General features: G+C 46.5%; 23 protein-coding genes and 1 pseudogene. 15 read left to right on the top strand and 9 right to left on the bottom strand.

Annotated elements, in window-relative coordinates:
• Positions 1-493: N-succinylarginine dihydrolase (locus K6Y21_RS20570; RefSeq protein ID WP_233073812.1), on the bottom strand; the 493-nt coding region annotated here is incomplete at its 3' end.
• A gap of 828 nt (positions 494-1,321) precedes the next feature.
• Between K6Y21_RS20570 and topA the strand changes: the two genes are divergently transcribed.
• The 4 genes from topA (at position 1,322) to K6Y21_RS20550 (ending at position 8,754) form a co-directional block, all read left to right on the top strand.
• Entirely contained in the window at positions 1,322-3,964 is a 2,643-nt protein-coding gene (topA, locus tag K6Y21_RS20565; RefSeq protein ID WP_233073810.1) for a type I DNA topoisomerase, read from the top strand.
• 184 nt (positions 3,965-4,148) lie between these two features.
• Positions 4,149-4,613 (top strand): hypothetical protein, encoded by a 465-nt coding sequence (locus K6Y21_RS20560; protein WP_233073808.1) that lies wholly within the window; start codon positions 4,149-4,151, stop codon positions 4,611-4,613.
• 279 nt (positions 4,614-4,892) lie between these two features.
• Positions 4,893-6,212 carry a glucose-1-phosphate adenylyltransferase gene (gene glgC, locus K6Y21_RS20555; protein ID WP_233073806.1) on the top strand — a complete coding sequence of 440 codons (1,320 nt, stop codon included), beginning with the start codon at positions 4,893-4,895 and terminating at the stop codon, positions 6,210-6,212.
• A gap of 268 nt (positions 6,213-6,480) precedes the next feature.
• Positions 6,481-8,754: an acyl-CoA dehydrogenase gene (locus tag K6Y21_RS20550; protein WP_233073804.1), complete on the top strand. Its 2,274-nt coding sequence runs from the start codon at positions 6,481-6,483 to the stop codon at positions 8,752-8,754.
• A 65-nt stretch (positions 8,755-8,819) separates the two neighbouring features.
• Here the strand turns inward: K6Y21_RS20550 and pyk are convergent, their stop codons facing one another.
• The 4 genes from pyk to purE all read right to left on the bottom strand — a co-directional run bounded on the left by pyk (position 8,820) and on the right by purE (position 13,268).
• On the bottom strand, positions 8,820-10,256 hold the full coding sequence (gene pyk, locus K6Y21_RS20545; RefSeq protein ID WP_233073803.1) for a pyruvate kinase: 1,437 nt from the start codon (positions 10,254-10,256) through the stop codon (positions 8,820-8,822).
• An 82-nt stretch (positions 10,257-10,338) separates the two neighbouring features.
• Complete coding sequence (locus K6Y21_RS20540; protein ID WP_233073802.1) at positions 10,339-11,190, bottom strand: MurR/RpiR family transcriptional regulator; 852 nt, start codon at positions 11,188-11,190, stop codon at positions 10,339-10,341.
• Positions 11,191-11,644: 454 nt separating this feature from the next.
• Positions 11,645-12,781: a 5-(carboxyamino)imidazole ribonucleotide synthase gene (locus K6Y21_RS20535; protein ID WP_233073801.1), complete on the bottom strand. Its 1,137-nt coding sequence runs from the start codon at positions 12,779-12,781 to the stop codon at positions 11,645-11,647.
• Between the two features lies 1 nt (position 12,782).
• The gene (purE, locus tag K6Y21_RS20530) at positions 12,783-13,268 is read right to left on the bottom strand and encodes a 5-(carboxyamino)imidazole ribonucleotide mutase (RefSeq protein WP_233073800.1); all 486 of its coding nucleotides are present in this window, start codon (positions 13,266-13,268) and stop codon (positions 12,783-12,785) included.
• A gap of 388 nt (positions 13,269-13,656) precedes the next feature.
• Between purE and K6Y21_RS20525 the strand changes: the two genes are divergently transcribed.
• The 6 genes from K6Y21_RS20525 (at position 13,657) to K6Y21_RS20500 (ending at position 18,479) form a co-directional block, all read left to right on the top strand.
• The gene (locus tag K6Y21_RS20525) at positions 13,657-14,115 is read left to right on the top strand and encodes a methyltransferase family protein (RefSeq protein WP_233073799.1); all 459 of its coding nucleotides are present in this window, start codon (positions 13,657-13,659) and stop codon (positions 14,113-14,115) included.
• 54 nt (positions 14,116-14,169) lie between these two features.
• On the top strand, positions 14,170-14,466 hold the full coding sequence (locus K6Y21_RS20520) for a BolA family protein (RefSeq protein WP_233073798.1): 297 nt from the start codon (positions 14,170-14,172) through the stop codon (positions 14,464-14,466).
• Positions 14,457-15,398 (top strand): 1-aminocyclopropane-1-carboxylate deaminase/D-cysteine desulfhydrase, encoded by a 942-nt coding sequence (locus tag K6Y21_RS20515; RefSeq protein WP_233073797.1) that lies wholly within the window; start codon positions 14,457-14,459, stop codon positions 15,396-15,398. Before K6Y21_RS20520 ends, K6Y21_RS20515 begins: the two co-directional genes overlap by 10 nt.
• Positions 15,399-15,460: 62 nt before the next feature.
• Entirely contained in the window at positions 15,461-16,429 is a 969-nt protein-coding gene (gene rluF, locus K6Y21_RS20510) for a 23S rRNA pseudouridine(2604) synthase RluF (protein WP_233073796.1), read from the top strand.
• Positions 16,430-17,242: 813 nt separating this feature from the next.
• Positions 17,243-17,599, top strand: coding sequence for a hypothetical protein (locus tag K6Y21_RS20505; RefSeq protein WP_233073291.1), 357 nt, complete (start codon positions 17,243-17,245; stop codon positions 17,597-17,599).
• Between the two features lie 118 nt (positions 17,600-17,717).
• A complete protein-coding gene (locus tag K6Y21_RS20500; protein ID WP_140299845.1) occupies positions 17,718-18,479 on the top strand; it encodes a DUF4145 domain-containing protein in 762 nt (253 codons plus the stop codon).
• A gap of 291 nt (positions 18,480-18,770) precedes the next feature.
• Here K6Y21_RS20500 and K6Y21_RS20495 read toward each other — a convergent pair whose 3' ends face one another.
• Positions 18,771-19,811, bottom strand: coding sequence for an IS91 family transposase (locus tag K6Y21_RS20495; RefSeq protein ID WP_233073794.1), 1,041 nt, complete (start codon positions 19,809-19,811; stop codon positions 18,771-18,773).
• On the bottom strand, positions 19,808-20,695 hold the full coding sequence (locus K6Y21_RS20490; protein WP_233073793.1) for a tyrosine-type recombinase/integrase: 888 nt from the start codon (positions 20,693-20,695) through the stop codon (positions 19,808-19,810). Before K6Y21_RS20490 ends, K6Y21_RS20495 begins: the two co-directional genes overlap by 4 nt.
• 225 nt (positions 20,696-20,920) lie before the next feature.
• Between K6Y21_RS20490 and K6Y21_RS20485 the strand changes: the two genes are divergently transcribed.
• Together K6Y21_RS20485 and K6Y21_RS20480 are read left to right on the top strand one after the other, a co-directional pair.
• Positions 20,921-21,274, top strand: a complete 354-nt coding sequence (locus tag K6Y21_RS20485; protein WP_233073792.1) for a hypothetical protein — start codon at positions 20,921-20,923, stop codon at positions 21,272-21,274.
• A gap of 119 nt (positions 21,275-21,393) precedes the next feature.
• Positions 21,394-21,816: a hypothetical protein gene (locus tag K6Y21_RS20480; protein ID WP_233073791.1), complete on the top strand. Its 423-nt coding sequence runs from the start codon at positions 21,394-21,396 to the stop codon at positions 21,814-21,816.
• Between the two features lie 106 nt (positions 21,817-21,922).
• Here K6Y21_RS20480 and K6Y21_RS20475 read toward each other — a convergent pair whose 3' ends face one another.
• Complete coding sequence (locus tag K6Y21_RS20475) at positions 21,923-23,122, bottom strand: IS4 family transposase (protein WP_233073790.1); 1,200 nt, start codon at positions 23,120-23,122, stop codon at positions 21,923-21,925.
• Positions 23,123-23,225: 103 nt separating this feature from the next.
• On the opposite strand from K6Y21_RS20475, the gene K6Y21_RS20470 reads away from it, so the two are divergent.
• The 3 genes from K6Y21_RS20470 (at position 23,226) to K6Y21_RS20460 (ending at position 24,977) form a co-directional block, all read left to right on the top strand.
• Positions 23,226-23,699 (top strand): hypothetical protein, encoded by a 474-nt coding sequence (locus K6Y21_RS20470; protein WP_233073789.1) that lies wholly within the window; start codon positions 23,226-23,228, stop codon positions 23,697-23,699.
• Between the two features lie 533 nt (positions 23,700-24,232).
• Positions 24,233-24,607, top strand: a complete 375-nt coding sequence (locus K6Y21_RS20465) for a hypothetical protein (protein WP_233073788.1) — start codon at positions 24,233-24,235, stop codon at positions 24,605-24,607.
• Between the two features lie 16 nt (positions 24,608-24,623).
• The gene (locus tag K6Y21_RS20460; protein ID WP_233073787.1) at positions 24,624-24,977 is read left to right on the top strand and encodes a hypothetical protein; all 354 of its coding nucleotides are present in this window, start codon (positions 24,624-24,626) and stop codon (positions 24,975-24,977) included.
• A gap of 188 nt (positions 24,978-25,165) precedes the next feature.
• Here K6Y21_RS20460 and K6Y21_RS20455 read toward each other — a convergent pair.
• Positions 25,166-25,506: pseudogene (locus tag K6Y21_RS20455) on the bottom strand (transposase); the annotation flags it as partial.
• Positions 25,507-25,767 lie beyond the last annotated feature (261 nt).

The following is a 25,767-nucleotide window of genomic DNA, read 5'->3' as shown; positions in this document are numbered from 1 at the left end:
AGCTGGGGTGATGGCAAAAGAGTTGGGGGTTAGCAAATACCGCTTTTAGCATGTCAGCCGTATCGGCGGGCTCAATGGAGCGGTGAAACTGGCTGATCAAATTGGCGGGCGTTAAATGCACCCGATGGTCGTGGCTATCGGCACTGGTTGTAACGGTGGCGGCATTCGCCGTCCACATACAAGAAGCCGAATAGCAACTAGCGAGTAAGGCCTTGTCGTATTGGGCGGCCTGTTGAATGACTTCGGCGCGACTGCCCCTAAAGCCTAATTGCTCCAGTATGGCGAAGTTGGGCCTGCGCAATGGCGGTAAGATCCCTTGCGGCACGCCAAGTTGGTGTAGCAACTTCATTTTTTCAAGGCCTTGGAGTGCACCTTGCTTGGGGCTGGATGGGCGATGGGCAAATCGACTTGAAGCCAAGTTTCCAAAGGCCAAACCGGCAAAGTGATGGCTTGGCCCAATCAAACCATCAAAGTTCATTTCTATTGCTGTCATATCTATCCCCAGTTTGATGTCGCACGCTTGTCCTCATGCCGCCTATCTTCATGCCGCTAAGTTAAGCGCTGTGGTGGTTTAATTAAAGCTAAATTCATGACCCATAATGCATGACCTAGGCACTTGCGACGGTCTATTTAACCACGATTGAGTTGGCGTACCATACCCGTCGCGTTACGGGGCGAAAAAGCCTTAAATAAAGTACTATACCCAATCTACTTGAAGATGCATGTTTCAAAGCGCCACCGTGCTTTCAATACTAGGCACGCTAATGCAAGAATGTAGACACCTTCTAAATTAGCGTAACAACGTAGTGGAAGTACGGTGGCACTCCCAAAGGGCAAGTTTTACAGGCGTTTATGCCGCGTTATTGATTTTGATAAGGGGAAAACCATTACCTGCAATCAATGCCTTGCCTAAACGCCTGTAAACGCTTGCTGAAATCAAGCATATCCAGGTTGATTGGGTATACCCCCCCCTTTGTCTTGTTTTAAATTTAGCGTAATTTCACCTTGGTTGGGAAAGCATTGCTGAGGCGTCTGCGAAAAGAAAATTGTATTTTTTTCTTGACAGAAAGCAGCATTCCAACGCATTTTCATATTAATAGGGTTGCATTGCGTTATCTCGCGGCTACAATCCGCTGCAATCAAGCTTGATGATGATGGCAGTCGATTCAGCTAAAAAGCATCCAAGTAAATACTAAGCACGCGATCAAGTTAACACTGAGTAACCAGAGCTAAAAATTTATAATAATTATTATCGCCAAGCGCAGGATACATAATGGGTATCCGGACAGTTAATCACTAAGACCAGAGTAAAGCGGAATTTATGGGCAAATCCCTAGTAATTGTAGAGTCACCAGCAAAAGCGAAAACAATCAACAAATACCTAGGGAAGGATTTTGTTGTTAAGTCGAGCGTCGGACATATCCGAGACCTGCCAACCAGTGGCAGTGCAAAAAAGGCGACACCCAAGGCCAAAACCTCCACCAAAGGTTTGTCGGCAGAAGAAAAAGCCAAAATCAAACAAAAGAAAGATCAGGCCGCCTTGGTTGCCCGCATGGGGGTCAACCCAGAAAAAGATTGGCAGGCTCACTATGAGATACTGCCGGGCAAAGAAAAAGTCGTTAATGAGCTCAAAACCTTAGCTGAAAAAGCAGACACTGTTTATCTCGCAACCGATTTGGACCGCGAAGGGGAAGCTATCGCGTGGCATTTACGTGAAGTCCTTGGCGGCAGTGATGACAGATACCAACGCGTTGTGTTTAACGAAATTACTAAATCCGCCATTCAAGATGCGTTTAGTGAGCCGACAGAGCTTAATATCGATCGGGTTAACGCCCAGCAAACGCGTCGATTCTTAGATCGCGTGGTGGGTTATATGGCCTCCCCGTTACTTTGGAAAAAAGTTGCTCGGGGCTTATCTGCTGGGCGAGTGCAGTCGGTTGCCTTGCGCTTAGTGGTCGACAAAGAACGAGAAATCAAAGCATTTAATCCCGAAGAGTTTTGGGATTTACATGCTGATTTAACCACGCCTAAAGGCGAAACCTTGCGCATGGAAGTAACCAAGTGTGCAGGTAATGCTTTTAAACCCGTGAATGAAACTCAAGCCATGGCGGCGGTAGACGCGCTCAAGCGCAGTCAGTTTAGTTTGTATAAACGTGAAGATAGGCCGACCACCAGCAAGCCTTCTGCTCCGTTTATTACGTCTACCTTGCAGCAGGCGGCCAGTACACGCCTTAGCTTTGGCGTGAAAAAAACCATGATGTTAGCGCAGCGCTTATACGAGGCGGGCTACATTACCTATATGCGTACTGACTCAACCAATTTGAGCCAAGATGCAGTTGCATCGGCACGCGATTACATTGTCGAGCATTATGGCAATAAATATTTGCCTGAGCAGCCAAACAAATACGGTAGCAAGGATGGCGCACAAGAGGCTCACGAGGCGATCCGTCCATCTGACGTCAATGTGTCACAAAATGATATTCAAGGCCTTGACCGAGACGCACAGCGCTTATACGAGCTAATCTGGCGTCAGTTCGTGTCGTGTCAAATGGTGCCAGCCAAATATGACTCGTCGACGTTGACGGTGGCCGCGGGTGATTACCACCTTAAAGCCAAAGGTCGAATCCTACGTTTTGATGGTTGGACACGGGTTCAAACGGCCGTTCGTAAGAACAGTGAAGATATTCATTTACCGGATTTAGCTAAGGAGGATGTCCTTAACTTGGTTAAACTGGATCCTCAGCAGCATTTCACTAAGCCTCCAGCAAGATACAGTGAAGCATCCTTGGTTAAGGAACTTGAAAAACGAGGAATAGGGCGTCCATCTACGTATGCGAGCATTATTTCTACCATTCAAGATCGCGGTTATGTCAAGGTTGAGAACCGTCGTTTTTATGCTGAAAAAATGGGTGAAATTGTCGCCGACCGTTTGGTAGGCAGCTTTGAAAAGCTGATGAGCTATGATTTTACCGCTGAGATGGAAGCCGAGTTAGACCGCGTGGCCAACGGCGAAGAAAACTGGAAACAACTGCTTAGCGCCTTTTATCTTGATTTTAAAGATAAACTCATTACAGCTGAATTACCGGAAGAAGAAGGCGGCATGCCGCCTAATGAAATGGTGGTGACCAATATTGAGTGTCCGACCTGTGGCCGTGAAATGGGCATTAGAACCGCCAGTACGGGGGTCTTTTTAGGCTGCTCGGGTTATAACTTGCCGCCCAAGGAGCGTTGCAAAACAACCATTAACTTGACGCCAGGTGAGGAAGCCATCCCTGAAGGGGAAAACGCCGAGACCGAAGCCTTAATGGCCAAGCGCCGTTGTGGTAAATGTGGCACCGCAATGGACAGCTACCTAATTGACGAAACCCGCAAATTACATGTTTGTGGTAACAACCCGTCATGCGATGGCTACGAAGTTGAACAAGGCAAATTTAAAATCAAGGGCTATGATGGTCCTGTGGTCGAGTGTGACCGTTGTGGCCATGACATGCAGCTTAAAAATGGCCGTTTTGGTAAGTACATGGGGTGTACTAACGAAGAATGTAAGAATACCCGTAAGATCCTAAAAAATGGTGAGGTCGCCCCGCCAAAAGAAGATCCGGTTCATTTACCTGAGTTGCCCTGTGCTAATAGTGATGCGTACTTTATTCTGCGCGATGGCGCATCGGGTATCTTCTTGGCTGCCAGCACCTTCCCGAAATCACGTGAGACGCGGGCGCCATTAGTGTCAGAGCTGGTACGATTTAAAGACAGAATATCGCCTAAATTTGAATATTTAACCCATGCGCCGGAGCACGATCCTGAAGGCTTACCTGCCGTCGTCAGATATAGCCGTAAAACAAAAGAGCAATATGTCATGACAGAAGTCGATAAAAAACCGACAGGTTGGGTGGCTAAATATGTCGATGGCAAGTGGGTCGAAGAGCAAACGAAGAAGCGACCTGCAGCGAAAAAGGCCAAGTAAAATAAAAATACGATATTGATCGAAAAAGCAGCCTTCAAGGCTGCTTTTTTATTGCCTTAGCTCGCAGTTTTTCTTCTCCTCACGGCATTTCTTGTTACATTTTCTATGCTTTTTAACAAGCAATATTTGAGGTTTTCATTGCTTTAATAAGCGAGATACTAACCCGAGGCATAGAGAGTGCTCCATGTTAAGTCAAGATTGGTCTGAGCTAGATAAAAAGATATTGTTGTTCTCGCGAGAAGTTGAGGGCCACACTTCGCCATTTTGGAACACCCGCTCGCCATTTGATGAAGATCTTAAAACCTTCGTGACAACAAAAGGCGAATACGTACTCTGGTTGCAAAGTAAGCGCTCCTTGAGCAAAGAAGAGATAGTGAATACGGTTTGGGTTAAGACGAACCCAAGTGGTTACACCACCGAGATGCATTTTTATGCCAATGGCACCCTGCGCGACATTGCGCTGTTTGACCGTGCCACCTTAAGTGGCCAATGGCAACTTGACAATGGGGTGGTGAAAGTCAGCATCAAGGCCGATAAGCATCTCTATGAATTTGATATTGTTGGTAATGAAGAATCAGGAATGCACTCTGCTGTTGAATTTGAAGATGGCATTTTGAGCAGTTACCTCAAGTTGTTTAAACTGACGTAACCTGACATTCACAGCTATTCAATCCCCCTACAAACACCTGCTGTAGATCATATCTGCCGATAGACGTTGAGGTATCACAGGTTGATCCGGTAACGCTTTTTGGCACCTTTCTTGCCACATTGACATCCATCAAAATAAGTCCATTTAATGACAAAAATGTTACTTTTAAGTTTGACAGATCTTAACTCCTTTTCCATACCTAATAGACGCCCAAAATTTTCATCGTGACTTCATTTTTTGCGCCTTGGCTTTTGCGCCTTGGCGAGGAGAAATAACAACATGTTCAATGCAACTTATGCTGCAAGTGCCCAATTGAGAGATACCGTTGCCATCGTACTCGCGGGGGGGAAAGGAAAACGTTTGCAACACCTCACCCATAACCGAGCTAAGCCGGGGATTCCTTTTGGCGGTAAGTACCGTATCATCGATTTTACCCTGTCCAATTGTATCAACTCTGGGATCCGACGTGTCGATGTTTTAACCCAATATAAAGCATGTGATTTGGTGTTTCACATTCAACGTGCCTGGGGCCACATGCGCTGGGAGTTAGGCGAATACGTCGGCATCGTTCCAGCCCAGCAACAAAAGGGAGACGACTGGTATAAAGGCACCGCCGATGCTGTTTTTCAAAATCTGGACTTATTACGGCGCCAAGGTTGCAAACATGTACTGATTTTGGGTGGCGATCACATCTACAAGATGGATTACAGCTTGATGTTAGCTGAGCACGTGCGCCGTGGTGCGGAGTTAACGGTCGCAACCATTTGTGCCGATGTTGAGCGGGCTAAATCGTTTGGGGTTTGTGAAATCAACGAGTCACAACGGATCACCGCATTTGAGGAAAAACCGGCTTCGCCATCGCGTATTCCCGGTGATGACAAACATGCTTTATGCTCAATGGGTATTTATATTTTTGATATTGATGTCCTTGAAAGAATGTTGATTGCTGATGCGGAAAATCAACAATCGGCCCATGATTTTGGTTACAACATTATCCCAGAAGCCATCCAGCATCATAATGTGTATACTTATGTGTTCAATTCGGTATCCGATGGCATTCAGCATTACTGGAAGGACGTGGGTAACCTTGATGAGTACTATCAAGCGAACATGGATTTGGTGAGTGTGAGTCCGGAATTGAATCTATATGATGAACGCTGGCCTATCTATACCTGCCAAGAGCAATTACCCGGGGCTAAGTTTGTGTTTGATGATGATGGCTGTCGAGGCGAGGCATTAGACTCGGTGGTTTCCGCGGGGTGCATCATTTCGGGGGCTAGGGTAAAAAATTCACTGCTATTTTCCAGAGTCAGAGTGGAAAAGCGTAGCCAGATAGAGGCATGTATTGTGCTGCCATCGGTCAGTATCGCCCGAGATTGTAAGATCCGAGGCGCCATCCTTGCAGAGGGCTGTCAAGTTCCCCCTGGCACCGTGATTGGCTATGATGCCGAACAAGATGCAAAAAAATACTGCGTGTCGGACAAAGGCATTTTATTGGTTACCCCTGAAATGTTAAGCCAGAGTGCGACCCCCCATGCGGCGGGCCTAGATAGCCACTTATCAAAAACTTGGCTTAACGTGTCGCAATTCACGCACTGATCCCTTGCCGCGCTAACACAAGCGCGACCTTGCTTCTAAATTTGCTGTTCTGATTTTCTGCCACCTATACTTGGTTTGGGTGGCAGGCAATGATCCACTGTTACCCGTTTCATATTAATTCAGTTGGTTAGGGTAAGGATAAACCCAGGTTTATCAGCTTTGAGCCAACTAGGTGGCGAAATCGTAATCACCTTAAATGATGTACAACCTGTTACGCGACCGCAATGGATGCGTACCCATGCCTACATTGGCGGTTTGAGGGGGCGGTATGGAATTATTACTTGTTATCTGCACCACTGTGCTCGTCGTGCTGTTGGTTAAACCGATTCGGTTAAGACTGATTAGCGGGCCAACGTTTCGTTACTTCAAACAAATTCTCCCTCCACTTTCGGCCACCGAGCAAGAAGCGATGCAAGCCGGCACGGTTTGGTGGGATGGGGAGTTATTTGCAGGCCAACCCGATTGGCAAAAATTACACGATTACCCTTTAACTCAGCTGACAACAGCTGAGCGAGACTTTATCGATAATCAAGTGAACACCTTGCTGGCCATGGTGGATGATTACCAAATTGTGCAGCACGATCATCGTTTACCACAGGCGGTATGGCAATACCTACGCGAGCAGGGCTTTTTTGCCTTAATCATAGACCCAGCCTACGGCGGTAAAGGGTTTTCGGCTTTTGCTAACTCCACCATCGTTAGCCGCATTGCGACTCGCAGTCTCTCTGTGGCGGTCACTGTCATGGTGCCCAACTCATTGGGGCCGGGTGAGTTGCTCAGTCATTACGGCACGTCAGAGCAAAAACAATACTGGTTGCCACGCTTGGCCAAAGGTGAAGAAGTGCCGTGTTTTGCGTTAACGGGGCCCAACTCTGGCTCAGATGCGGGCAGCATTCCCGACAAAGGCATTGTTTGTTACGGTGACTTTGAAGGACAATCTGTCCTTGGCATACGTCTGACATGGGATAAACGCTACATTACCTTGGCCCCCGTTGCGAGTGTGCTTGGACTTGCATTTAAGCTTTATGATCCGGATGGCTTAATCGGTCAACAGCCCGCGTTAGGCATTACTTGTGCATTGATCCCGACATCCCACCCTGGGGTGAAAATAGGAAAACGCCATTATCCTATGGGGCTCGCCTTCCAAAATGGCACAACCCAAGGCGACGATGTTTTTATCCCGATGGCGTGGGTGATCGGTGGGCAAGCCTATGCGGGTAAAGGTTGGCGTATGCTGGTGGAGTGCTTATCCGCTGGGCGGGGCATTTCATTGCCCGCACTCGGCGCGGCTTGTGGGCATCTTTCGACTCGAATGACAGGCGCTTATGCCTTTGTACGTAAGCAATTTGGCCTTCCCATCGGTAAGTTTGAAGGGGTGCAGGGCACCATGGCGCGTATCGGTGCCTTTACATATCAACTGGAAGCCAGTCGAGCCTTAACGACCACAGCGTTAGATTTGGGTGAACGTCCAGCCATAATCACGGCTATCGCTAAGTATCACATGACAGAGATGGGGCGCACGTTACTCAGTGATGCCATGGATATCCATGCGGGCAAGGCCATCCAACTCGGCCCACGAAACTATTTAGGTCATGCCTACTTAGGCATTCCCATCGCCATTACCGTTGAAGGGGCGAATATTTTGACTCGAAGCTTGATGATCTTTGGTCAAGGGGCAACGCGTTGTCACCCTTATGTCCTTAAGGAGCTAGCGGCAGCAGATGATCCCAATGCCCAACAAGGCTTAGCCGATTTTGATCACCTGTTAATACGTCACCTAGGTTTTGCGGCAAGTAATGTGCTGATGGGGACCCTACAAGGGCTGACGTCAGGACGTTTGATTAAAGCGCCCGTCGACGGGGAAATGGCGGGTTATTATCGTCAGTTAAGCCGTATGAGCCGAGCCCTAGCATTAACCGCAGACGTGTCCATGTTGATGTTAGGCGGCGATCTCAAACGTCGAGAGTTATTGTCAGCGCGTTTAGGGGATGTACTGAGTCACCTTTATCTCGCTTCAGCGACGTTAAAGTGGTTCCGTCACCGCGGCGAATTAGCCAGTGATAAGCCGTTTGTTCACTATAACTTACAATATAACCTGTATCAGATAGGCCAAGCCTTTAATGGTTTCTTCGTTAACTTTACCCAGCCCTTGGTGGCCAAAGTGCTTAAAACCTTGCTGTTTCCATGGGGTGTCAATTATCCCTTACCGTCGGATAAGCTCGCGCAGCAGATTTGCCAAACCATGATGTCAGATTGCGAGGTCCGCGATGCTATCACACATTTGTGTTACATAGGAGACGCGGATGATGACGCCACAGGCATTGTTGAGCGCAGCTTTAAAGCCCGTCTGGCGGCGTTGGAGGCGGAGCAAAAACTCACTGATGGCGTTAAACAAGGCCTATTAAACGCAGAGACTTTGGTTGGTAACATAGAGCAGGCCGTGGCTAAAGGGCTTTTGACTCGCGATGAGCAAGTTCTACTGCTCAAAGCCATTGAGTTAACCGATCAAGCCGTGGCGGTAGACGAGTTTGATAAACTCTAATAACAAGGTTGATTAGCATGAACAAAAAAGCCCTCATAGAGGGCTTTTAGCGTCTTAGGGCGGGGTTACTCAACCGTTAAGATCTTACAGGTATTGGTACACCCTTTGTTGTACTGATCACCATGGGTGAACAGCACCTGATCGCCTGTGGCTAAGCGGCCTTCTTCCTTTAGATGATCGATGGCTAGCTGGGTGATAGTCAGGCTATCAACCGTGTCCCCGCTGCAGAAATTGATCGGGGTAACGCCGCGATATAGCGCACACAAGCTTAAGGTTTTTTGATTGCGTGATAACGCATAGATAGGCAAACCAGAGCTGATGCGTGACATCAGTCTTGGCGTGGCACCAGACTCGGTCAGAGCGACGATAGCCTTAAGTCCTTTCATGTGGTTAGCGGCATACATGGTCGACATGGCAATCGTTTCATCAACCGAGGTAAAGGTGTAGTTCATGCGGTGTTTTGACACATTGATGCTAGGGTGTTTTTCAGCACCTAAACACACATCTACCATGGCTTTAACGGTTTCGACGGGGTAGTCACCGGCGGCTGTTTCGCCAGATAGCATCACCGCATCAGTACCATCAAGTACGGCGTTGGCGACGTCCATCACTTCGGCACGGGTCGGCATAGGAGCAGAAATCATCGACTCCATCATTTGCGTTGCGGTGATCACCACGCGATTCAGCTTACGGGTTAAGCGGATCATTTTCTTTTGTACGCCAACTAGGTTCGCGTCGCCAATCTCCACTCCTAAATCGCCACGCGCAACCATGACGGCATCCGATGCCATAATGATATCTTCTAGCGCTTCATCCGTTGCAACGGCTTCTGCACGTTCAACTTTGGCCACTAATTTAGCGTTACAACCGGCTTCTTTGGCTAGCTCTCTGGCATAGCGCATGTCTTCACCGTTGCGTGGGAAAGACACGGCAAGGTAGTCTACGTCAATCAAGGCCGCAGTTTTTATGTCTTCCTTATCTTTGGGGGTCAGGGCTGCGGCGCTTAAGCCACCGCCTTTTTTGTTAATGCCTTTATTGTTTGATAAAGGACCACCAATAATGACCTCGGTATGCACACAGTTGCCTTCTACACGCTCAACTTGTAACTGAACGCGACCGTCATCCAATAACAGGATGTCACCCGGCGCAACGTCGTTTGGCAATTCTTTATAATCAAGGCCAACTTTTTCTTGGTTACCTTCCCCTTTTGGAAAATCACTGTCTAGGCAGAATTTATCGCCCACGGCTAATTGAATTTTCTTCTCTTTAAAGGTCGAGATACGGATTTTTGGGCCTTGCAGATCGCCTAAAATGGCCACTTCGCGGTTGTGTTTTTTGGCGATATCACGGACTTCTTGGGCACGCTTTACGTGATCTTCTGGGCTGCCATGGGAAAAATTCATGCGCACTACGTTGGCGCCAGCAACGATAATTTTCTCTAGGTTATTATCTCTATCGGTAGCCGGTCCTAGGGTCGTGACAATTTTGGTACGTCTCGTCATGTTTAACTCCGTGTATATTGATGGCTGCGCACAGCCTATGACAAAATAAAATGCAAAAAAAAGGGCTCGTCAGAGCCCTTAATTAAAAATTCGGTTTTTCAAAGCGAGAGTCCTTAATGCTCTCTTTTACTTTCTTTAAATTCTCTCTGAATTTAATGCCGCGGCGTAAGGTGAACCCTGTTGCTAATACATCAACGAGTACCAGTTGGGCCAAGCGAGAGGCCATTGGCATGTAGATATCCGTATCTTCGGGTACATCCATCGACAGAACTAAGTTTGACTCGCGGGCCAAAGGGGAATCTTTGGCGGTTAAGCTGATCACGGTCGCATCATTTTCCCGTGCTAGGGTGGCAATCTCGACCAAGGACTTGGTACGTCCGGTATGTGAAATCAATACAATCACATCGCCTTCACCACTGTTAATACAACTCATACGCTGCATCAAGATGTCATCGAAACATTGCACCGGAATATTAAAGCGGAAAAACTTATTCAGCGCGTCGTGGGCAACGGAAGAAGATGCCCCTAAACCAAAGAAGGAAATCTTATTGGCTTGCGTTAATACATCGACCGCACGGTTGACCGTTTGGGTGTCAAGGGAGCTTTTTGCTGCGTCAAGACAGGCCATGGATGATTCAAATATTTTAGAAGTATAGGCATCGGGGCCATCGTCTTCGTCAACGTGGCGGTTTACATAAGGCGTGCCGTTGGCCAAGCTCTGGGCAAGGTGCAATTTAAAGTCGGGAAAGCCCTTGGTATCAAGGCGGCGACAAAAGCGATTCACGGTGGGCTCGCTGACATCGGCCATCTTGGCTAATGCTGCAATACTGGAATGAATGGCTGTTTGCGGGGAAGCCAAAATAACTTCAGCCACTTTACGTTCAGATTTACTGAAGCTGTCGAGGCTTTTTTGGATCTTTTCGAGTGTATTCATTGCTCTTAATTACCTGATGCTCGCTTATTGGGCTTAGATTCAATACGAAATAAGCCTTAGTATTATTGGGTCACTATACTGAAATTGTAGACTTAGTTCGTATCCTATCTTACAAAACCATGATGCGAGTCTAAAAAAATTTCAGAAATACTGTAATTTTGCTACATATATCGGGTTGCTAAGGGGCGGGTAGACCAAATATCTGTTTTTTTGTTACAAATATGCAAACTAATGGTTACTCAAACCCGTATTAAAATGCCGAGATAGCACACGTTTAAAGTATTTGTCGCGCCCGTAAAACATAAATTGACGGCTTACAAAACGTTGTAATTTTATAACTAGTTTATTTATTTACTTTGATATGACACCGTATTTTTCTTAGAAAAATAAAAAAACCAGCTAAAGCGTGACCAAAAAAGGGGCGATAGCTGGTTTGACAGGTGAGCTAATGAGGTTAATTTAGCTTGTTAAGGACGGCGGAAATGCCTTGATGCGTACTCGCTGGCAGTAATTGCTGCAAATCAAGTAGCTTTTGCTTCAATGCTGGCTTGTCATAAGCGCTGGCATTGATGTGGCCCATTTTTCGTCCAGGCTTATTCTCTTTGTTGTACCAGTGAATGGCAACGCTTGGGATGGCCAGCACTTGATTATCCACTTGTGCTTCACCAAGCAAGTTTACCATCAGGCTAGGGCGGATCAGTTCTGTGTCACCTAAAGGCAGATGACACACCGCACGAATGTGATTTTCAAACTGGCTTGAATAACAGCCTTGTTGCGTCCAGTGACCTGAGTTATGAACTCGCGGCGCGATTTCGTTAACCAGCAGCTGACCGTCAAGATCAAAAAACTCCACCGCGAGCACACCCACATAATCGAGCGCTTCGGCAATCGCGGTAAACATCTGGTCGGCTTGTTGCTGCAATACATCATTCTCGCCCAGTGCTATCGACACACTCAGCACTCCGTTTTCATGATGATTTTCGGTTAATGGATAAGTTTTTATTTCACCACTGGCGTTACGTGCACCGATCATCGACACTTCGCGTTGGAATGGGATGAACTGCTCGGCCACTATCGCTTGAGATGCATCGCTGCTGGCTAGCACGGATGCCATCTGTTGCCAGATAACATCACTTTGCGCCGCCTCTTTTAAACGCCACTGACCTTTACCATCGTAACCCTCTTTAGCGGTTTTAAACACGATGGGTAGGCCTAATTTGGCAATGGCCTCGTCAAAGCTCGGTTTGTCTGACACCACATGGTATTTTGCGTTACTGACATTAGCTTGATCCAGTAAGGCCTTTTCCAGTCGACGATCACCACCGGCTTGGATCGCATTTGCGCCCGGTTTGAGCTTGCCACTTTGCTCGGCCAAGGCCAGTACAGGTGCTGGGATATGTTCAAACTCAGCCGTGATCACATCCACTAAGTCAATGGCTTGCTGATAACTCAATGCTTCGGCTTGTTGCGTAATCGGATGCACGATGCGGTCTTGATTAACATCGTAAGCAATAATGCTGATATTAAGTGGCTCAGCAGCCAAGCACATCATGCGCGCAAGTTGGCCTGAGCCAAGAACTAAGACTTTCATATTAGTCCTCTGATGGATCTGGGTTAGCCAGTACTGTCTCGGTTTGGGTTTTTCTGAAACTGTCGATCTTTGCCATCAGGGCATCATCACTGGTTGCCAAAATCTGAGCCGCCAATAAACCTGCGTTGGCTGCGCCTGGATCGCCAATGGCTAAGGTGCCCACTGCGACGCCTTTTGGCATTTGAGCAATAGAAAGTAAAGAATCTACACCATTTAAGGCTTTCGATTTAACCGGTACACCTAAAACAGGCAGGCTGGTAAATGCCGCAGCCATACCGGGTAAGTGTGCTGCACCGCCAGCACCGGCAATGATCACTTTTAAGCCACGGCTGGCGGCTTCGCCGGCGTAATCTGCTAACAGTTGCGGAGTGCGATGAGCTGAAACCACTTTGGTTTCATAGGCGATACCGAACTGATCTAGCATCGCTGCTGCATGTTGCATAGTTGGCCAATCTGATTTTGACCCCATGATGATGCCCACTTTCATGTTACTTCCTTCCAAACTTTAATGTCCAACACCCCTCAATGCCAACATACCCTTACCTCACGCAGGCAATGCATAAAGCCATGCCTAACGTTAATCCTAGATCGCGACATAAGTCAGGATCTCATCTTGAGCAAGTGTATGAAAATTAGCCGAGCGGTAAAAATGGCGCCATTTATACTACTTTGGAGCCCTAATAGTCAAACTAAATAGCGATTGCTTATTGCCTTGAAAATGAAAATATTTATTTATATTCAACTGCTTATTGGTGGTTTAAGGTGAATGCAAAAAGTCATACTAGCGAGGCAGGAAAATGAATAAAACTCGATGTGTTTGCTGCCATTGGGTTATGATAGTTGATATGCGATATCACTGACGATGAGGAGGAATCATGTCGTTATCGTTAAAGGTGCTGCCCGTTGGGGTGTTGGTCGTGGCCATGGTGCTGGCCAAGCTTATCGCGATCTGGCTGCCCGGGGTGAGTTTACCAGCGCAATGGATTTATCCTGCGGTCTCCCTCTTTATTTTATTGGGGTTAATTTTTGGTTTGTCTGGGGTTGGGCTTTTTCGCCGATTTAACACCACAGTCAATCCCATCAACCCAGAGCAAGCAAGCACCTTGGTGACATCGGGCATATACCGCTTTAGCCGAAATCCTATGTATTTAGGTTTGCTGTTTTGTCTGCTGGCTTGGGCTTCTTACTTAGGTGCTCTCACGGCTTTTTTGGTGGCGCCCTTGTTCGTGATTTATATGAACCTGTTTCAAATCATTCCAGAAGAGCAAGTGCTGACACGGTTATTCGGTGAATCATATCAAGCATATTGCCGTCGCGTGAGGCGCTGGCTTTAAGGCTGGGCGGCAAGGTAAACTAGCACTCTACAACCCGTGTGATAAAGGAATGTTATGATCCAAGAACAAATTACTCAAAAACTGCAAGCGGCTTTTACACCAGCGTTGATTGAAGTGGAAAATGAAAGCCATAAGCACCGCTCCGATCATGGTGCAGAAAGTCATTTCCGCGTGGTATTAGTGTCTGCGGCATTTGAAGGCAAGCGACTACTGGCACGCCATCGCGCGGTGAATGAGCTATTAGCTGATGAGTTAGCCAACCAGATCCACGCCTTAGCGTTACATACGTTTACCCCCGAAGAATGGCAGGCCAAGGGACAACAAGCTAATCGCTCTCCGGCATGTCGCTAAACTCGCTGATACTGCAACACAGCCCAGTTGAAGCGATTGAGTTCAATGGCCAAGGGCTGTGGTTAAAACGTGATGACCTGCTGGACCGCTATTTTTCTGGCAATAAAGCACGCAAGTTTGCCTACTTTTTACAACAGGCTGAACTAGAAGGCGGCAAACTAATCGGCTATGGCTCCGCTCAAGCCAACACCTTGTTGAGCCTTGCCGCGCTGGCAAAACTTAAACAGGCCTCACTCGACTTTTATGTCCAGCATTTACCGCAGTTTTTAGTTGACCACCCCAGTGGTAATTACCAGCATGCCTTAGCCCTTGGCGCCAATATAAAGTGTTTACCCGAGACAATCAAAGGCGAACAAATTGAGCCCTATTTGCGCGAGTGGCAGCAACACCACGAGCCAGCCAGTGTGCTGATCAGTGAGGGAGGACGCATGGCCGAGGCCAGATATGGCGTGGCTCAACTGGCACAAGAAATCCAGCAATGGTGCGAGCAACAAGGGCTATCAAGGTTAAACCTCGTGTTGCCCTCGGGAACCGGCACCACAGCGTTGTTTTTACAGCAATGCCTGCGTGACCAGCCATCCATTGCGATTCAGGTATTCACTTGCCCCTGTGTTGGGTCGCCGGACTACCTTGTGCAGCAATTTCGCTCCCTATCTCAAGACCAACGCGACTTTCCTTACATCGTGACACCAAAGAAAAAATACCACTTTGGCAAACTGTATCGCCCCTGTATTGAAGTATGGCAACAGTTATTGCAGCAAACACAAGTCGAATTTGACCTGCTATATGATCCGATCGCCTGGCTCACCATTATGCCTTGGCTAACCCAACAAGACGCGACCACCCCGATTATGTATCTCCACCAAGGCGGCGTGTTGGGCAATGAGACCATGTTAGGGCGCTATCGACGCAAGTATCCTGATTTGTTTTAAGCTTTTAATTGCAGTGCTAAGCTATTCCCCCTAAAATTTGCCTTTTTTTGTAGGACAAACCCATGAGCCAGCCAGAAAACGAGCCAAAACGGTTAAATAAATTCATCAGTGAAACTGGCTTTTGCTCACGCCGAGAGGCTGATCGCTTGATAGAGTCGGGTCAGGTTCAGGTGAACGGGCAAGTGGCGGGCGTGGGCGTCAAAGTGACCAGCCAAGATACCGTTTTAGTGAATGGCAAGCCGGTAAAAGCCAAGCAAAAAGCGGTGTATTTGGCGTATCACAAACCCGTTGGCATAACCTGTACTACCGAGCGCCATGTTCATGGCAACATCATTGATGCCATTAACCATCCGCTGCGTATATTTCCTATTGGCCGTCTAGATAAACCGTCTGAAGGGCTCATCTTTTTGACCAGTGACGGTGATATCGTTAATAAGATCTTGCGTGCCGGCAACCAACACGAAAAAGAATACGTAGTGACGGTGGATAAACCCATCACCGATGAGTTTGTTCGTCGCATGGCGCAAGGGGTGCCGATTTTGGGCACCATCACCCAGCGCTGCAAGGTGCAAAAGAAAAGCCAGTTTGTGTTTAACATCGTGTTGACTCAAGGACTTAATCAGCAAATCCGCCGCATGTGTGAATACCTTGGCTACAACGTGATGAAGCTAAAACGCACGCGCATCATGAACATCACCTTAGAAAAGCTGCACAAGGGCCAGTGGCGTGAGCTAACCGAGCATGAAATGCACCAGCTTACCGGCATGCTGGCCAACTCCAGCAATGCAGAAGATGCCTCCACTAAGGTTTCTAAGCAGCAACAACAAAAAGCGGCCAAGCAAGGGCAAATTAAGCTAGGCCAACGCCGCTTTTCTACCCGCGGGGTGAATTCAGCCAAGCGTCAACAGTCGCTGTCAGAGGGCTCGCCGCAAACACCGAAAAAAAGTGCACCAGGACAAAAGCAAAACCGCAAAGAAGGCACAGGGCAAAACCCCTATGCCGGGTTTAATAAAAAACCGCGTAAGTCTTAATCTAACCTCGCCAATCTCCTGATGATGTTATCTAAATTAAAGATAGTCAGGGGATTTACCCCTCGGTCATACCAACCACAACTTCAAGGTGATGGGTATTCATACAGGTGTAATAGAGATTTGAGTGATTCAGCCTGTCCGTGGCGCGGTAAATAAAATGCAAAAGTCTCGCTTTGTTCACATTAGATGGCTAATTCATTGATATATAATCACAAAAAATATCAGCCTGTTTCTTTACGGGGGCCAGATTGGGTCTCGGTAATTTTCAGTCTCGGTTTGTTTTCCTCTTAGATGAGAGTTAACGTCGATGAATCTTGCGTAACAGTCTGATAATAAACGACATTAATGGGGTAAGCCTAGGCGGAAGCGTGCGGGTTTACCAAGAAAAGAGTGTAATACACTGTTAGTTGGCAAAAAATAATAAAAGCGTTTTAAGTTGTTTTGTTGTGAACTTGAATCTGAAAAGGGCTGTTAACTTTTATAAAATTGGCGCGTTTAATGTTCGGTTATGAACAGTAAATGCCACCCAAGTGAAGGCGTTAATTTTCGTCTGTAGCAACATGCACTAGGTTCACCACAGTATTCAGGCTGCTCGATTAACTTAACTCTTTAAAGTGTGGCATTTGCAGTCTAGTTTCTGCAATTGTGGGTTTTGAAATCAACCTTAGTGTTTGCAATGGCTTTATAAAAGCAGTCCACCAACTAACAAGGCATTTAAAACGGAACTAAAACAGCGGGTTTGGTTTCGCTGCGCTCCACATTATAACCCGCTATTTTAGTCCGCTTAATGCGGCGTTATGCTCTCGGTTAGTTATGGCAATTGAATTTGAACTAGTGAATCAGACAAAGAAGGAACTTATTTCTTTCTGTCATCTGAATGGAAACAAGAAAAGAGAATTGGCCGGAGGTTCAGCTCAATCTGCTCTCGTTACTTGGTATCTTCTTCAAAACCAGGGAGATGAGATTCAGTTCGTGAGTGATTCTGATAGCGATTGGCCATTTTCAAATGGATCAAAATGTGACCTTAAATCATATAGAGATGTTACAAATGAACTCATTGAAGAGCTAGAGTCTCGAGAGATTTTAAAAGACATCGGTTATCTATATAGAGATGAAGATGATCCGGATACAATCTATATAAGAGATATTGTTAATGTCTGGGGAAAATGAGCATAACAAGGGCAGGCAACGGACTTGTAAAACGGTCACTCGTTTTGCAAAAAGCCGCAAAACAAACGCCCATTTTACAAGCCGCTGCTGCCAGCGTTAAGTTTATGGAGACAAAGAATTGGAACAGGGTATTTTATATTCACAAGAGCAAATTCCCGCATTTGTATGTCCAACATGTAACCAGGGTGACATGAGTCCGCTAGGTGAACCCAATATACGTCAAATTTCAGATGTTAGAACTGGTGGAGATACAAGGGCAATTTTACGGTCAGACTTACAGTGTAAAAATCAGGAGTGTGCAGACGCTGGAGTTCTGGTGATGTCAGGTGAGGTCTACTTCGATGAGGAATGTGGATATGAAATGTTATTTACACCAACCTTTATAAATCCAGCTCCCAATTTCTTTCCATTGGACTCAAAGTACCCGTACAAGATTAGAATGTTGTTGGAAATGGTGTTTTCACTTTTCTGGGTAGAGCAAGCATCATGTGGCAATAAGTTAAGAGTCGCTGTCGAAGAATTGTTGACTCAGCTAGGTATCGAACAGCATAGAACCAAAAATGGTGTGGACGTTCTTAGCAGCAAAGGATATCCAAAACCTATTCCATTACAAGAGCGCTTAGATAAATGTAAAAAGCTTGGAAAAGTCGAGTGTAAATGTATTAGAGCACTTGAGGCGATTAAATGGTTAGGTAATGAGTCCAGCCATAGTCCAGATGGTGTCTTTCAACATACAACTTACCAAGCAATAATGGTATTTGGCGCAGTATTACAACAAATTTATCTAGGTGTAGCTTTACCTAAGGATCTGGATTTTAACGTAAATAATATCAACTTTTTCTATAATCCTAATGAGCAAGAAGCAAGACCGAAAAAATAAACTTAACAAATAAGAATAGGTGTCGCGCAGCCGACACCTTATTCGGTTGTTGGACAAGCCCGAGCCTCGATGTGCTCGACTCTTTCATTATTAAGTAAATTACGCGATGTGGTATCAGCCGCGCTGACCCTGATCACTTTTCTCAAGACGAGCGGGATGGATGCAAGGGGCGCCATGTTGTAAACGCCATCCTTATCAGTGTGTTACCTCTTGCCTGTATGTTGTTTTAGTGGTGCTTCTCCTCTTCATTTAATCAACGCCATTATCCTTATTGCGTCCCTGTGGGGTTGATTATCTCGGTCGACTGATACCGATGCAGCGCATGCTGTGTTGGCAACACGGGCAAGTGTGTTTGGGTTGACTAGGCGGTGCTATCCCCAGCAGTAATTGCAGCAGTGGCAACAACAAGCACTGGATTTGATGCAAGATGGCCTTGGCATTGCCGCGTAAAAAGCCGTAGTCGCGAGCGCGTTGTAATCCCTTAGGCAGCACGTGTTGCAGTATCAACATCAAGAACTTAAGGGTTGGCAGCGTGCGCTGTTTCCACTGTTGGGTTTGCCCATCGCGATAACGAAACGTGACTTGGTGTGGTTGAATGTCGATGATGTCTTTGTCGGCCAACACACCGCGATACAGATAACGGGACAAGTATTTCAGTGTCGGCAGCCCTTCGCCCACGGCGCGACAATCCACTACCCATTTTGCTGGTATGTGATTGGGCAAACTCAAGCTTGGGTGTTGATTAATAGCATTGAGCATTCTGGCGCGCCACACTTTTGCCAGCGCAAAGGCGTTGAACAGGTAGTTGTTGTTGCCTTTATGCCACTGCTTTTTACTGGTGTCATAGCGACCGCCTGCAACTAATATGTGCAAGTGCGGATGCAGATTGCGCTGTCTGCTGTGAGTGTGCAGCACCGAGGTAAAGCCGAGTTCACCTTGGTGCTGTCTGGCAGCGAAGTCTTTAAGGATTTGGGCGCTCACTTTAAACATCAGTGGATAAAGCTGGCGAGCATGAGACTTAGCCAGTCCCCTTAACTCATAAGGCAAGGTGAAGGTGACCATAAAGTAGGTGGTTGGCAGTAGTTTGCTTTGCTGGCGCCATAACCAGTTGGACGCGGTGTGCTGTTGGCACTGCGGGCAAAACCGATGGCCACACGATAACGGCGTCACTTCCTGATGTGGGCAGCGGTGACATTGCCATGTTGAGTGACCTTGTTGCTCGGTTTGACAGCGTAATAAAGCATGAATAGCGCGGCGCATGTCATGGCTAAGTGAGTAGGTTTGCTGCAATTCACCCTGATGTTCGCGCAGCAGTTCAATAAAGGCACTCATGAGTTTGCCCACATCAACACGAGTCTGTCGGCGAGCTGGTTGACCGCCGCGACACTGTCCGCTTGCTTCACGCGCGTCAGATGGGTGTAACGCGCGGTGGTATTGAGACTGGCGTGACCGAGCAATACTTGCAGTGAGCGCAAATCCAAGCCTTGCTCCAGTAAATGGGTGGCATAACAATGGCGCAGTGAATGGGGGCTAATATGTTGTTTTATATTGCAATCGGCCAACACCCGCTGCATGGCTTTTTGCACACTGCCTTTATCCATCGGGCTATCACTGTCGGGGCCCATTTTCGGAAACAGTAATAGAGGGTGGCGATGAGTGGCCCAGTAGCCGCGCAGTGCCACTAAGGTGCGAGAAGGTAATGGCACCAGCCGGTCTTTACCGCCTTTACCGTCACGCACATGAACCTGCATTGATGCGCTGTCGATATCCGAGATGGTTAAGTTAAGCCCTTCGCTTAACCGCAATCCCAAGGTGTAGAGCACCAAAAAGAACACTTGGTAACGACACTTAACCGTCATGGAAATCAACCAGCCGACTTGGGCTGAGGTTAAGATATCTGGCAAACGCTTCACTTGTGGAGGCTTGACAATGTTAAGCCATTCCCACTGTCGATCGAGGGTATAGCGATAGAAGAACTGCAAGCCATTGCGATCGAGCTTCACCGTGCTCCACGAATGGGTGGCAATTAAGCTGGCAAAATATTGCTTTAAATCAGCCGTGGTCATGGTGTCGGGTGAGCGATCAAAAAAAGCAGCAAGGCGACGCACTGCACGGGCATAAGCATCAATGGTTGCAGCGCGCTTGCCTTGCAAGGTTAAGTTGGTAAGATGTTGTTGATAAAGAAATTCAAAGCGTTGTTGGTCGGTGGTATTCATGAGTTTACTCCAGTGAGCCCCATCAAAATGAGGGGATACTAGAGTATGAAATATCAACCACACTCTGCCGCGCAGCGGCTTCGTTCAACAAGGCGTTTAAGACGGATTCACAACGCTTGGCGGTTTCAGTTCCGGTCAGGTTTAGTGTTTAAGGTACAAAGGTTTTGGTTTGGTGGCAGGCGTTGTTCACCACTTAACGCGGCGTTATGTGATTATGGAGAATCGATGAGTTATACCATTGCAGTAGTGAACTTTAAACTACCATCCAACTTTGATGATGCAGTTGAGCTTGTAAATCCTTTGACTGAAATTGACGTCGAAAAGATTGAAAATATCTATCAACAATTCCATGATGAAGTCATTAAACTATTTCCTTGCTTGTGTAGTTTACCTGACGAGGAAATTGATAATGGGGTTTGGAGTGATGGTCCTTTAATAGATAACTTTTCTGTTAAAGCTCCTGTTATCGGTTTTTCCTACTCTAAGGCTGAGGAAGCACTTCCTGTTGTTGGAGAGCTTGCATTAAATATGGGGCTGTCCATTTTAGACTGGCAAGCCGAGCAGGTATATAACCCGTAAAATCACATAACAAGCACTTTAAGTCGGAACTCCAATAGTTGGCTGAGTTTCGCTACGCTACACATTTTAGCCAACTATTTCCGTCCGCTTAAGTGGGCGTTAGCTATACAGGGAGTTCCATGAGCGATCCACAGAAAACTTGGGAAGAATATTACGCCCGAATCAAAAATAGAAAAATCGATGAAGCAACTCAACTGTGGAATGCTGTTGTAAGCTCTGGTGCAAATGAGGAAACAGTATTCGCTATGGATTTTTCTCACTTCTGTGACGTTTCATCGAAGTTAAATGAATTAGCTCTACAACTCAGTGAAAACTATGAAATTGAGCTTAGTGAAGTTGACGAAAAAGGATATCAACTCTTAACTGGCACAACTCGCCCTTACGGTAATGAATTGAGCGAAGAAGACTTAATAAACTGGGTTGAATTTATGTGTGATGTGGCTCAATCATACAGCTGTGTCTTTTCAGAGTTTGCACTTGAAAGTCCTGAACTTGGGCGAGTATGGTCAAATACAGAATTTGAGTCGGAAAAGTATAGCTAACAAGCGCATTAAGTGAAGGGACTGCTAACGCTTGGCTCGGTTCCGCTTCGCTGCACAATTATAGCCAAGCATTATCAGCCCCTTATGCAGGCGCTGACGGATCCCCTCATAATTTAAGCATCGCTGTTTGATGAATCACGCGCACGTATTCGCAGATTGCCCACTGTATATCCGCGAAATTTCTTTGGTGGTCTCGCCGTCTTAGCACCTCTTTTGCGAGCCGTGTTATTGATAAAACATGGCGGGTTTTGATGGTGTTGGCTTGAAACTGATACTGCCAATTTTGCTGTCTAGCAATCAGTCCAATGCACCAAAGCACAACCTCAGCCAACAGGCTGATGAGTAACAATATATCCAAGCGCTTCGTGCTGCGACTACGGCAATGGCGCAAACCAAAGCCATAAGCAGGGCTTTTTAAGTCTCGAAATGATTCTTCGATTTGCATCCGTTTGGCGTAGAGATTAACGATTTGTTTTGCAGTAAACATAGCGGGGGGCAAGTTGGTGGCAAGCATCCATGGCTCTTTCGCTGAACGTTGATATAAGTGTTGAGCAGAATGCTTTTGACCCGTGCGGCTATGCCGCTTGCCTTTACGTTTCTTATCAGCCCCTTTGTACAAATAAAGCTGGCATGCAAGAGGGCTTTTCTTTGAGATAACAGCAGGCCCGAGGTGCTGAGGGTGTGTATTCGCTTTGGTGAAGAAGCGCTTATTTGATTGCCAGTCTTGCTTGGCTAGCTTCACACCCACCTCGCCGCGTAAGCGGCCAAGCCAATACCAACCAAGTGCTTCAACTTGGCGAAACCAGGTATTTCGGTAACCGGCATCGGTGATCAGAATGGGCGTGCAGCTGGGAGGCATCACTTGTTTCAACTCATCCAAGAAACGTTGATGGCTTCGAGGAGAATTGTAATGTTTGAATTCAAAGGTGCGTTCATACAAAACAACGCTGCGACCATTGACGGCAATGGATGCGCGCAATGTCATCATTCGCAGCTGTTCACGCACGTCAGCCCAGTCGATAAGGACAAATGGAAAAGGGTTGAGACTGCAAGTTAAGTGCGCATGCCAGCGATAAATATCGATGCGCTTGCGGTGCAACTGTGCATTACCAAGCAACCTATCAACACGCTTAATGGCATGTTTAGGGGATGTCTTACCCGCCATGAAACGGCCAAGTTGAGTTAGGGTGAGACGGTCACCGTTGAGCAATGCTTGAGTGGAATCAATGAGGGAATTAAGTCGCTTTTTGTGAATGAAAGGGCATTGATTTTGTAGCTGCTGGTGTATGATATTAAGTTCGCGCATCTCGTTGTAATCTGGTTTGTTTTTGGCGAAATTAATTAGATCACACAACGAGATGCGTTTCTATGTATTTGATAGCGAGAGATATTTTGTGGGGATTCGCTAGATGCAGGCGTTAGAGGGCAAGAGAGAAATAGTGCTAGATTTTCAAATTAAACACAGGGAAGTTAGTGAAGATAACGGAATAGTTGTGCATGAAAGCTATTCCTCTGACTTCACCATAAATGGAAAATCACTATTGTTCGAGCTGGTTAGTAAGTCGGGTAGTCACGGTGACTTTCTCGGCTGTTTCGCAAGAGGCTGGGATAATCTAAATAAGCACAGTTTAAAACAGCTTTTGCTGCAAGAGCCGCCTGAAACAGGATCTGGCAGGAGCTTAATTTATGTTTGTCCAGAGTGTGCGGATATAGGTTGCGGTGCTTACGGATGCAAGATTTCCAAAGTTGGCGAGGAATATATCTGGAGTGAATTTGCATACGAGAATGGGTACGAGGATCCTGATCCAATCAGGGAAGTTGGCCCCTTCAAGTTTAGTGCCACAGAATATGAGAGAGTGGTAAAACGTGCTTTTACACTCTAACAAGCACATTAAAAATTGCTCCACTACGTTGCGCTGGACGTCGTTGACGCTCCGCCTTTTATGTGGGCGCTATATTCAAAGGATGAAGTATTTACTACCCCTGCTTTTCTTTATTTTGACACCCGTTGTGGCCTGCGAGCTAACCCAAGAATATCGGGAGGCAAGGCGGGAAATCTCTACCGTTTTACGGCAGCAGTACTATGAATGTACCAACGCTGTAAGCTCTTACCTCTATTGGAAAGGAGTCGCCAGTTGTAGGGAAGGAGATATTTTGCGCGATTGCTCTCACTATTCCGTAGACGGTGAGGCTTACAAAGCACTTTCAGAACATTGTGAGGTACTTAGAGGAAGCATTGAAGATCGAGTTAGTGCTCTTCAGCAGTATGCCAAGAAATCGAACATAGAAAAATGTAAACCTTTGGAATAGAAATTGAATATAACAATCCCAGGCAACAACGCCAGCAAGCTGGCTGGATCTCCTTACAGTCGGCCGCTGCTGGGCGGCGTTATATTGCTAATGGAGTCAGCATCTATTGATACACTTTTCGTTTTTAGCAACTGATTCAATCAAACCAGAAAATCTTAATGATCTTGAAGCCAGATTTGAGCTTCAAGAAACAGTGGTTCTAGAATCGTTTGATGAACTGGTAATATTACTAAAGCTCTTTGGTACTTCTATAAAATCAGTTGATTTGCCTGACATTGATAATGTAGAGAATTCTTGGGTGTTATCGCAGGAAATTAAGCAGTTCGAAGACGCTGAGTTCGACCATTTCTATCAAGAGTGGTTAAGGCAAACTGGTCGTGACAATAATATGGATGAGTATGGTCAACTACTTCATCTTAATAGCTTTGGTGTTACACTAAATCAAGCTAATCATAAGGTTGTGCTGCAAGAAGCAATATAACGAGGCGTTATATGCCATGAGAAAAATCGACGCGATTACGAAGATTCAGGCTTCTTTAGACGTCAGTGAACCTCAGATCATTACACCGAGAGCTAAGAGTTATGAAGAGCACGTTCGACATCTTTCGGAGCGGCTGTCGCAATCAATTATTGAGCCTGTATTAGTAAAGGTGACGTCGACGATTATTCAGGATGCTGATTTCAATACATACAAGTCAGCAACAGTGTGGGGCGTAGCTAGATCTGGCGTGAATTGGTTGTTAACTATTGAAGGGGAACAGCAGTTTGCGCTTGCATTCGGTTCCGATCCTTTAGATTTGAAGATGCATGGTTGCTCATCAAGTGATGTACTAGGAGAATGGTGCAGCTAGGCATATAACAAGCCTCTGAATTAAGATTCACCAAGGCTGCCATGCCATTTGCGGAGCAAATCGCCCGCCAGCACATGGTTCACTTATTATAGGGGCGCTGACGGATCCCCTCATAATTTAAGCATCGCTGTTTGATGGATCACGCGTATGTATTCGCATATTGCCCACTGTATATCCGCGTAATTTCTTTGGTGGTCCCGCCGTCTTAGCACCTCTTTTGCGAGCCGTGTTATTAATAAAACATGGCGGGTTTTGATGGTGTTGGCTTGAAACTGATACTGCCAATTTTGCTGTCTAGCAATCAGTCCAATGCACCAAAGCACAACCTCAGTCAACAGGCTGATGAGTAACAAAATATCCAAGCGCTTCGTGCTGCGACTACGGCAATGGCGCAAACCAAAGCCATAAGCAGGGCTTTTTAAGTCCCGAAATGATTCTTCGATTTGCATCCGATTGGCGTAGAGATTAACTATTTGTTTTGCAGTAAACATAGCGGGGGCAAGTTGGTGGCAAGCATCCATGGCTCTTCTTTGCGATAACAGCAGGCCCGAGGTGCTGAGGGTGTGTATTCGCTTTGGTGAAGAAGCGCTTATTTGATAGCCAGCCTTGCTTGGCTAGCTTCACCCCCACCTCACCGCGTAAGCGGCCAAGTTGAGTTTGGGTCAGGGCGAGATCTAACATTAATTGTAAGGTCTAATTGTTGGTAATTTATTCACCATGGATCTTTTATGAGCTAATCTTTCATTTTCCAAGAAAATCATATTTTAAGTTGAACTAACTGTATTTTCAG

Source organism: Motilimonas eburnea, assembly GCF_021295345.1.
Taxonomy (GTDB): Bacteria; Pseudomonadota; Gammaproteobacteria; order Enterobacterales; family CBDFNC01; genus Motilimonas; species Motilimonas eburnea.
This window is presented reverse-complemented; position numbering and strand designations above follow the sequence as displayed.

Bases quoted from the DNA above. Each gene is read 5' to 3' on its own strand.
- topA (WP_233073810.1), top strand. From the start codon at position 1,322: ATGGGCAAATCCCTAGTAATTGTAGAGTCACCAGCAAAAGCGAAAACA.
- K6Y21_RS20560 (WP_233073808.1), top strand. From the start codon at position 4,149: ATGTTAAGTCAAGATTGGTCTGAGCTAGATAAAAAGATATTGTTGTTC.
- glgC (WP_233073806.1), top strand. From the start codon at position 4,893: ATGTTCAATGCAACTTATGCTGCAAGTGCCCAATTGAGAGATACCGTT.
- K6Y21_RS20550 (WP_233073804.1), top strand. From the start codon at position 6,481: ATGGAATTATTACTTGTTATCTGCACCACTGTGCTCGTCGTGCTGTTG.
- pyk (WP_233073803.1), bottom strand. From the start codon at position 10,256: ATGACGAGACGTACCAAAATTGTCACGACCCTAGGACCGGCTACCGAT.
- K6Y21_RS20540 (WP_233073802.1), bottom strand. From the start codon at position 11,190: ATGAATACACTCGAAAAGATCCAAAAAAGCCTCGACAGCTTCAGTAAA.
- K6Y21_RS20535 (WP_233073801.1), bottom strand. From the start codon at position 12,781: ATGAAAGTCTTAGTTCTTGGCTCAGGCCAACTTGCGCGCATGATGTGC.
- purE (WP_233073800.1), bottom strand. From the start codon at position 13,268: ATGAAAGTGGGCATCATCATGGGGTCAAAATCAGATTGGCCAACTATG.
- K6Y21_RS20525 (WP_233073799.1), top strand. From the start codon at position 13,657: ATGTCGTTATCGTTAAAGGTGCTGCCCGTTGGGGTGTTGGTCGTGGCC.
- K6Y21_RS20520 (WP_233073798.1), top strand. From the start codon at position 14,170: ATGATCCAAGAACAAATTACTCAAAAACTGCAAGCGGCTTTTACACCA.
- K6Y21_RS20515 (WP_233073797.1), top strand. From the start codon at position 14,457: ATGTCGCTAAACTCGCTGATACTGCAACACAGCCCAGTTGAAGCGATT.
- rluF (WP_233073796.1), top strand. From the start codon at position 15,461: ATGAGCCAGCCAGAAAACGAGCCAAAACGGTTAAATAAATTCATCAGT.
- K6Y21_RS20505 (WP_233073291.1), top strand. From the start codon at position 17,243: ATGGCAATTGAATTTGAACTAGTGAATCAGACAAAGAAGGAACTTATT.
- K6Y21_RS20495 (WP_233073794.1), bottom strand. From the start codon at position 19,811: ATGAGTGCCTTTATTGAACTGCTGCGCGAACATCAGGGTGAATTGCAG.
- K6Y21_RS20490 (WP_233073793.1), bottom strand. From the start codon at position 20,695: ATGAATACCACCGACCAACAACGCTTTGAATTTCTTTATCAACAACAT.
- K6Y21_RS20485 (WP_233073792.1), top strand. From the start codon at position 20,921: ATGAGTTATACCATTGCAGTAGTGAACTTTAAACTACCATCCAACTTT.
- K6Y21_RS20480 (WP_233073791.1), top strand. From the start codon at position 21,394: ATGAGCGATCCACAGAAAACTTGGGAAGAATATTACGCCCGAATCAAA.
- K6Y21_RS20475 (WP_233073790.1), bottom strand. From the start codon at position 23,122: ATGCGCGAACTTAATATCATACACCAGCAGCTACAAAATCAATGCCCT.
- K6Y21_RS20470 (WP_233073789.1), top strand. From the start codon at position 23,226: ATGCAGGCGTTAGAGGGCAAGAGAGAAATAGTGCTAGATTTTCAAATT.
- K6Y21_RS20460 (WP_233073787.1), top strand. From the start codon at position 24,624: ATGAGAAAAATCGACGCGATTACGAAGATTCAGGCTTCTTTAGACGTC.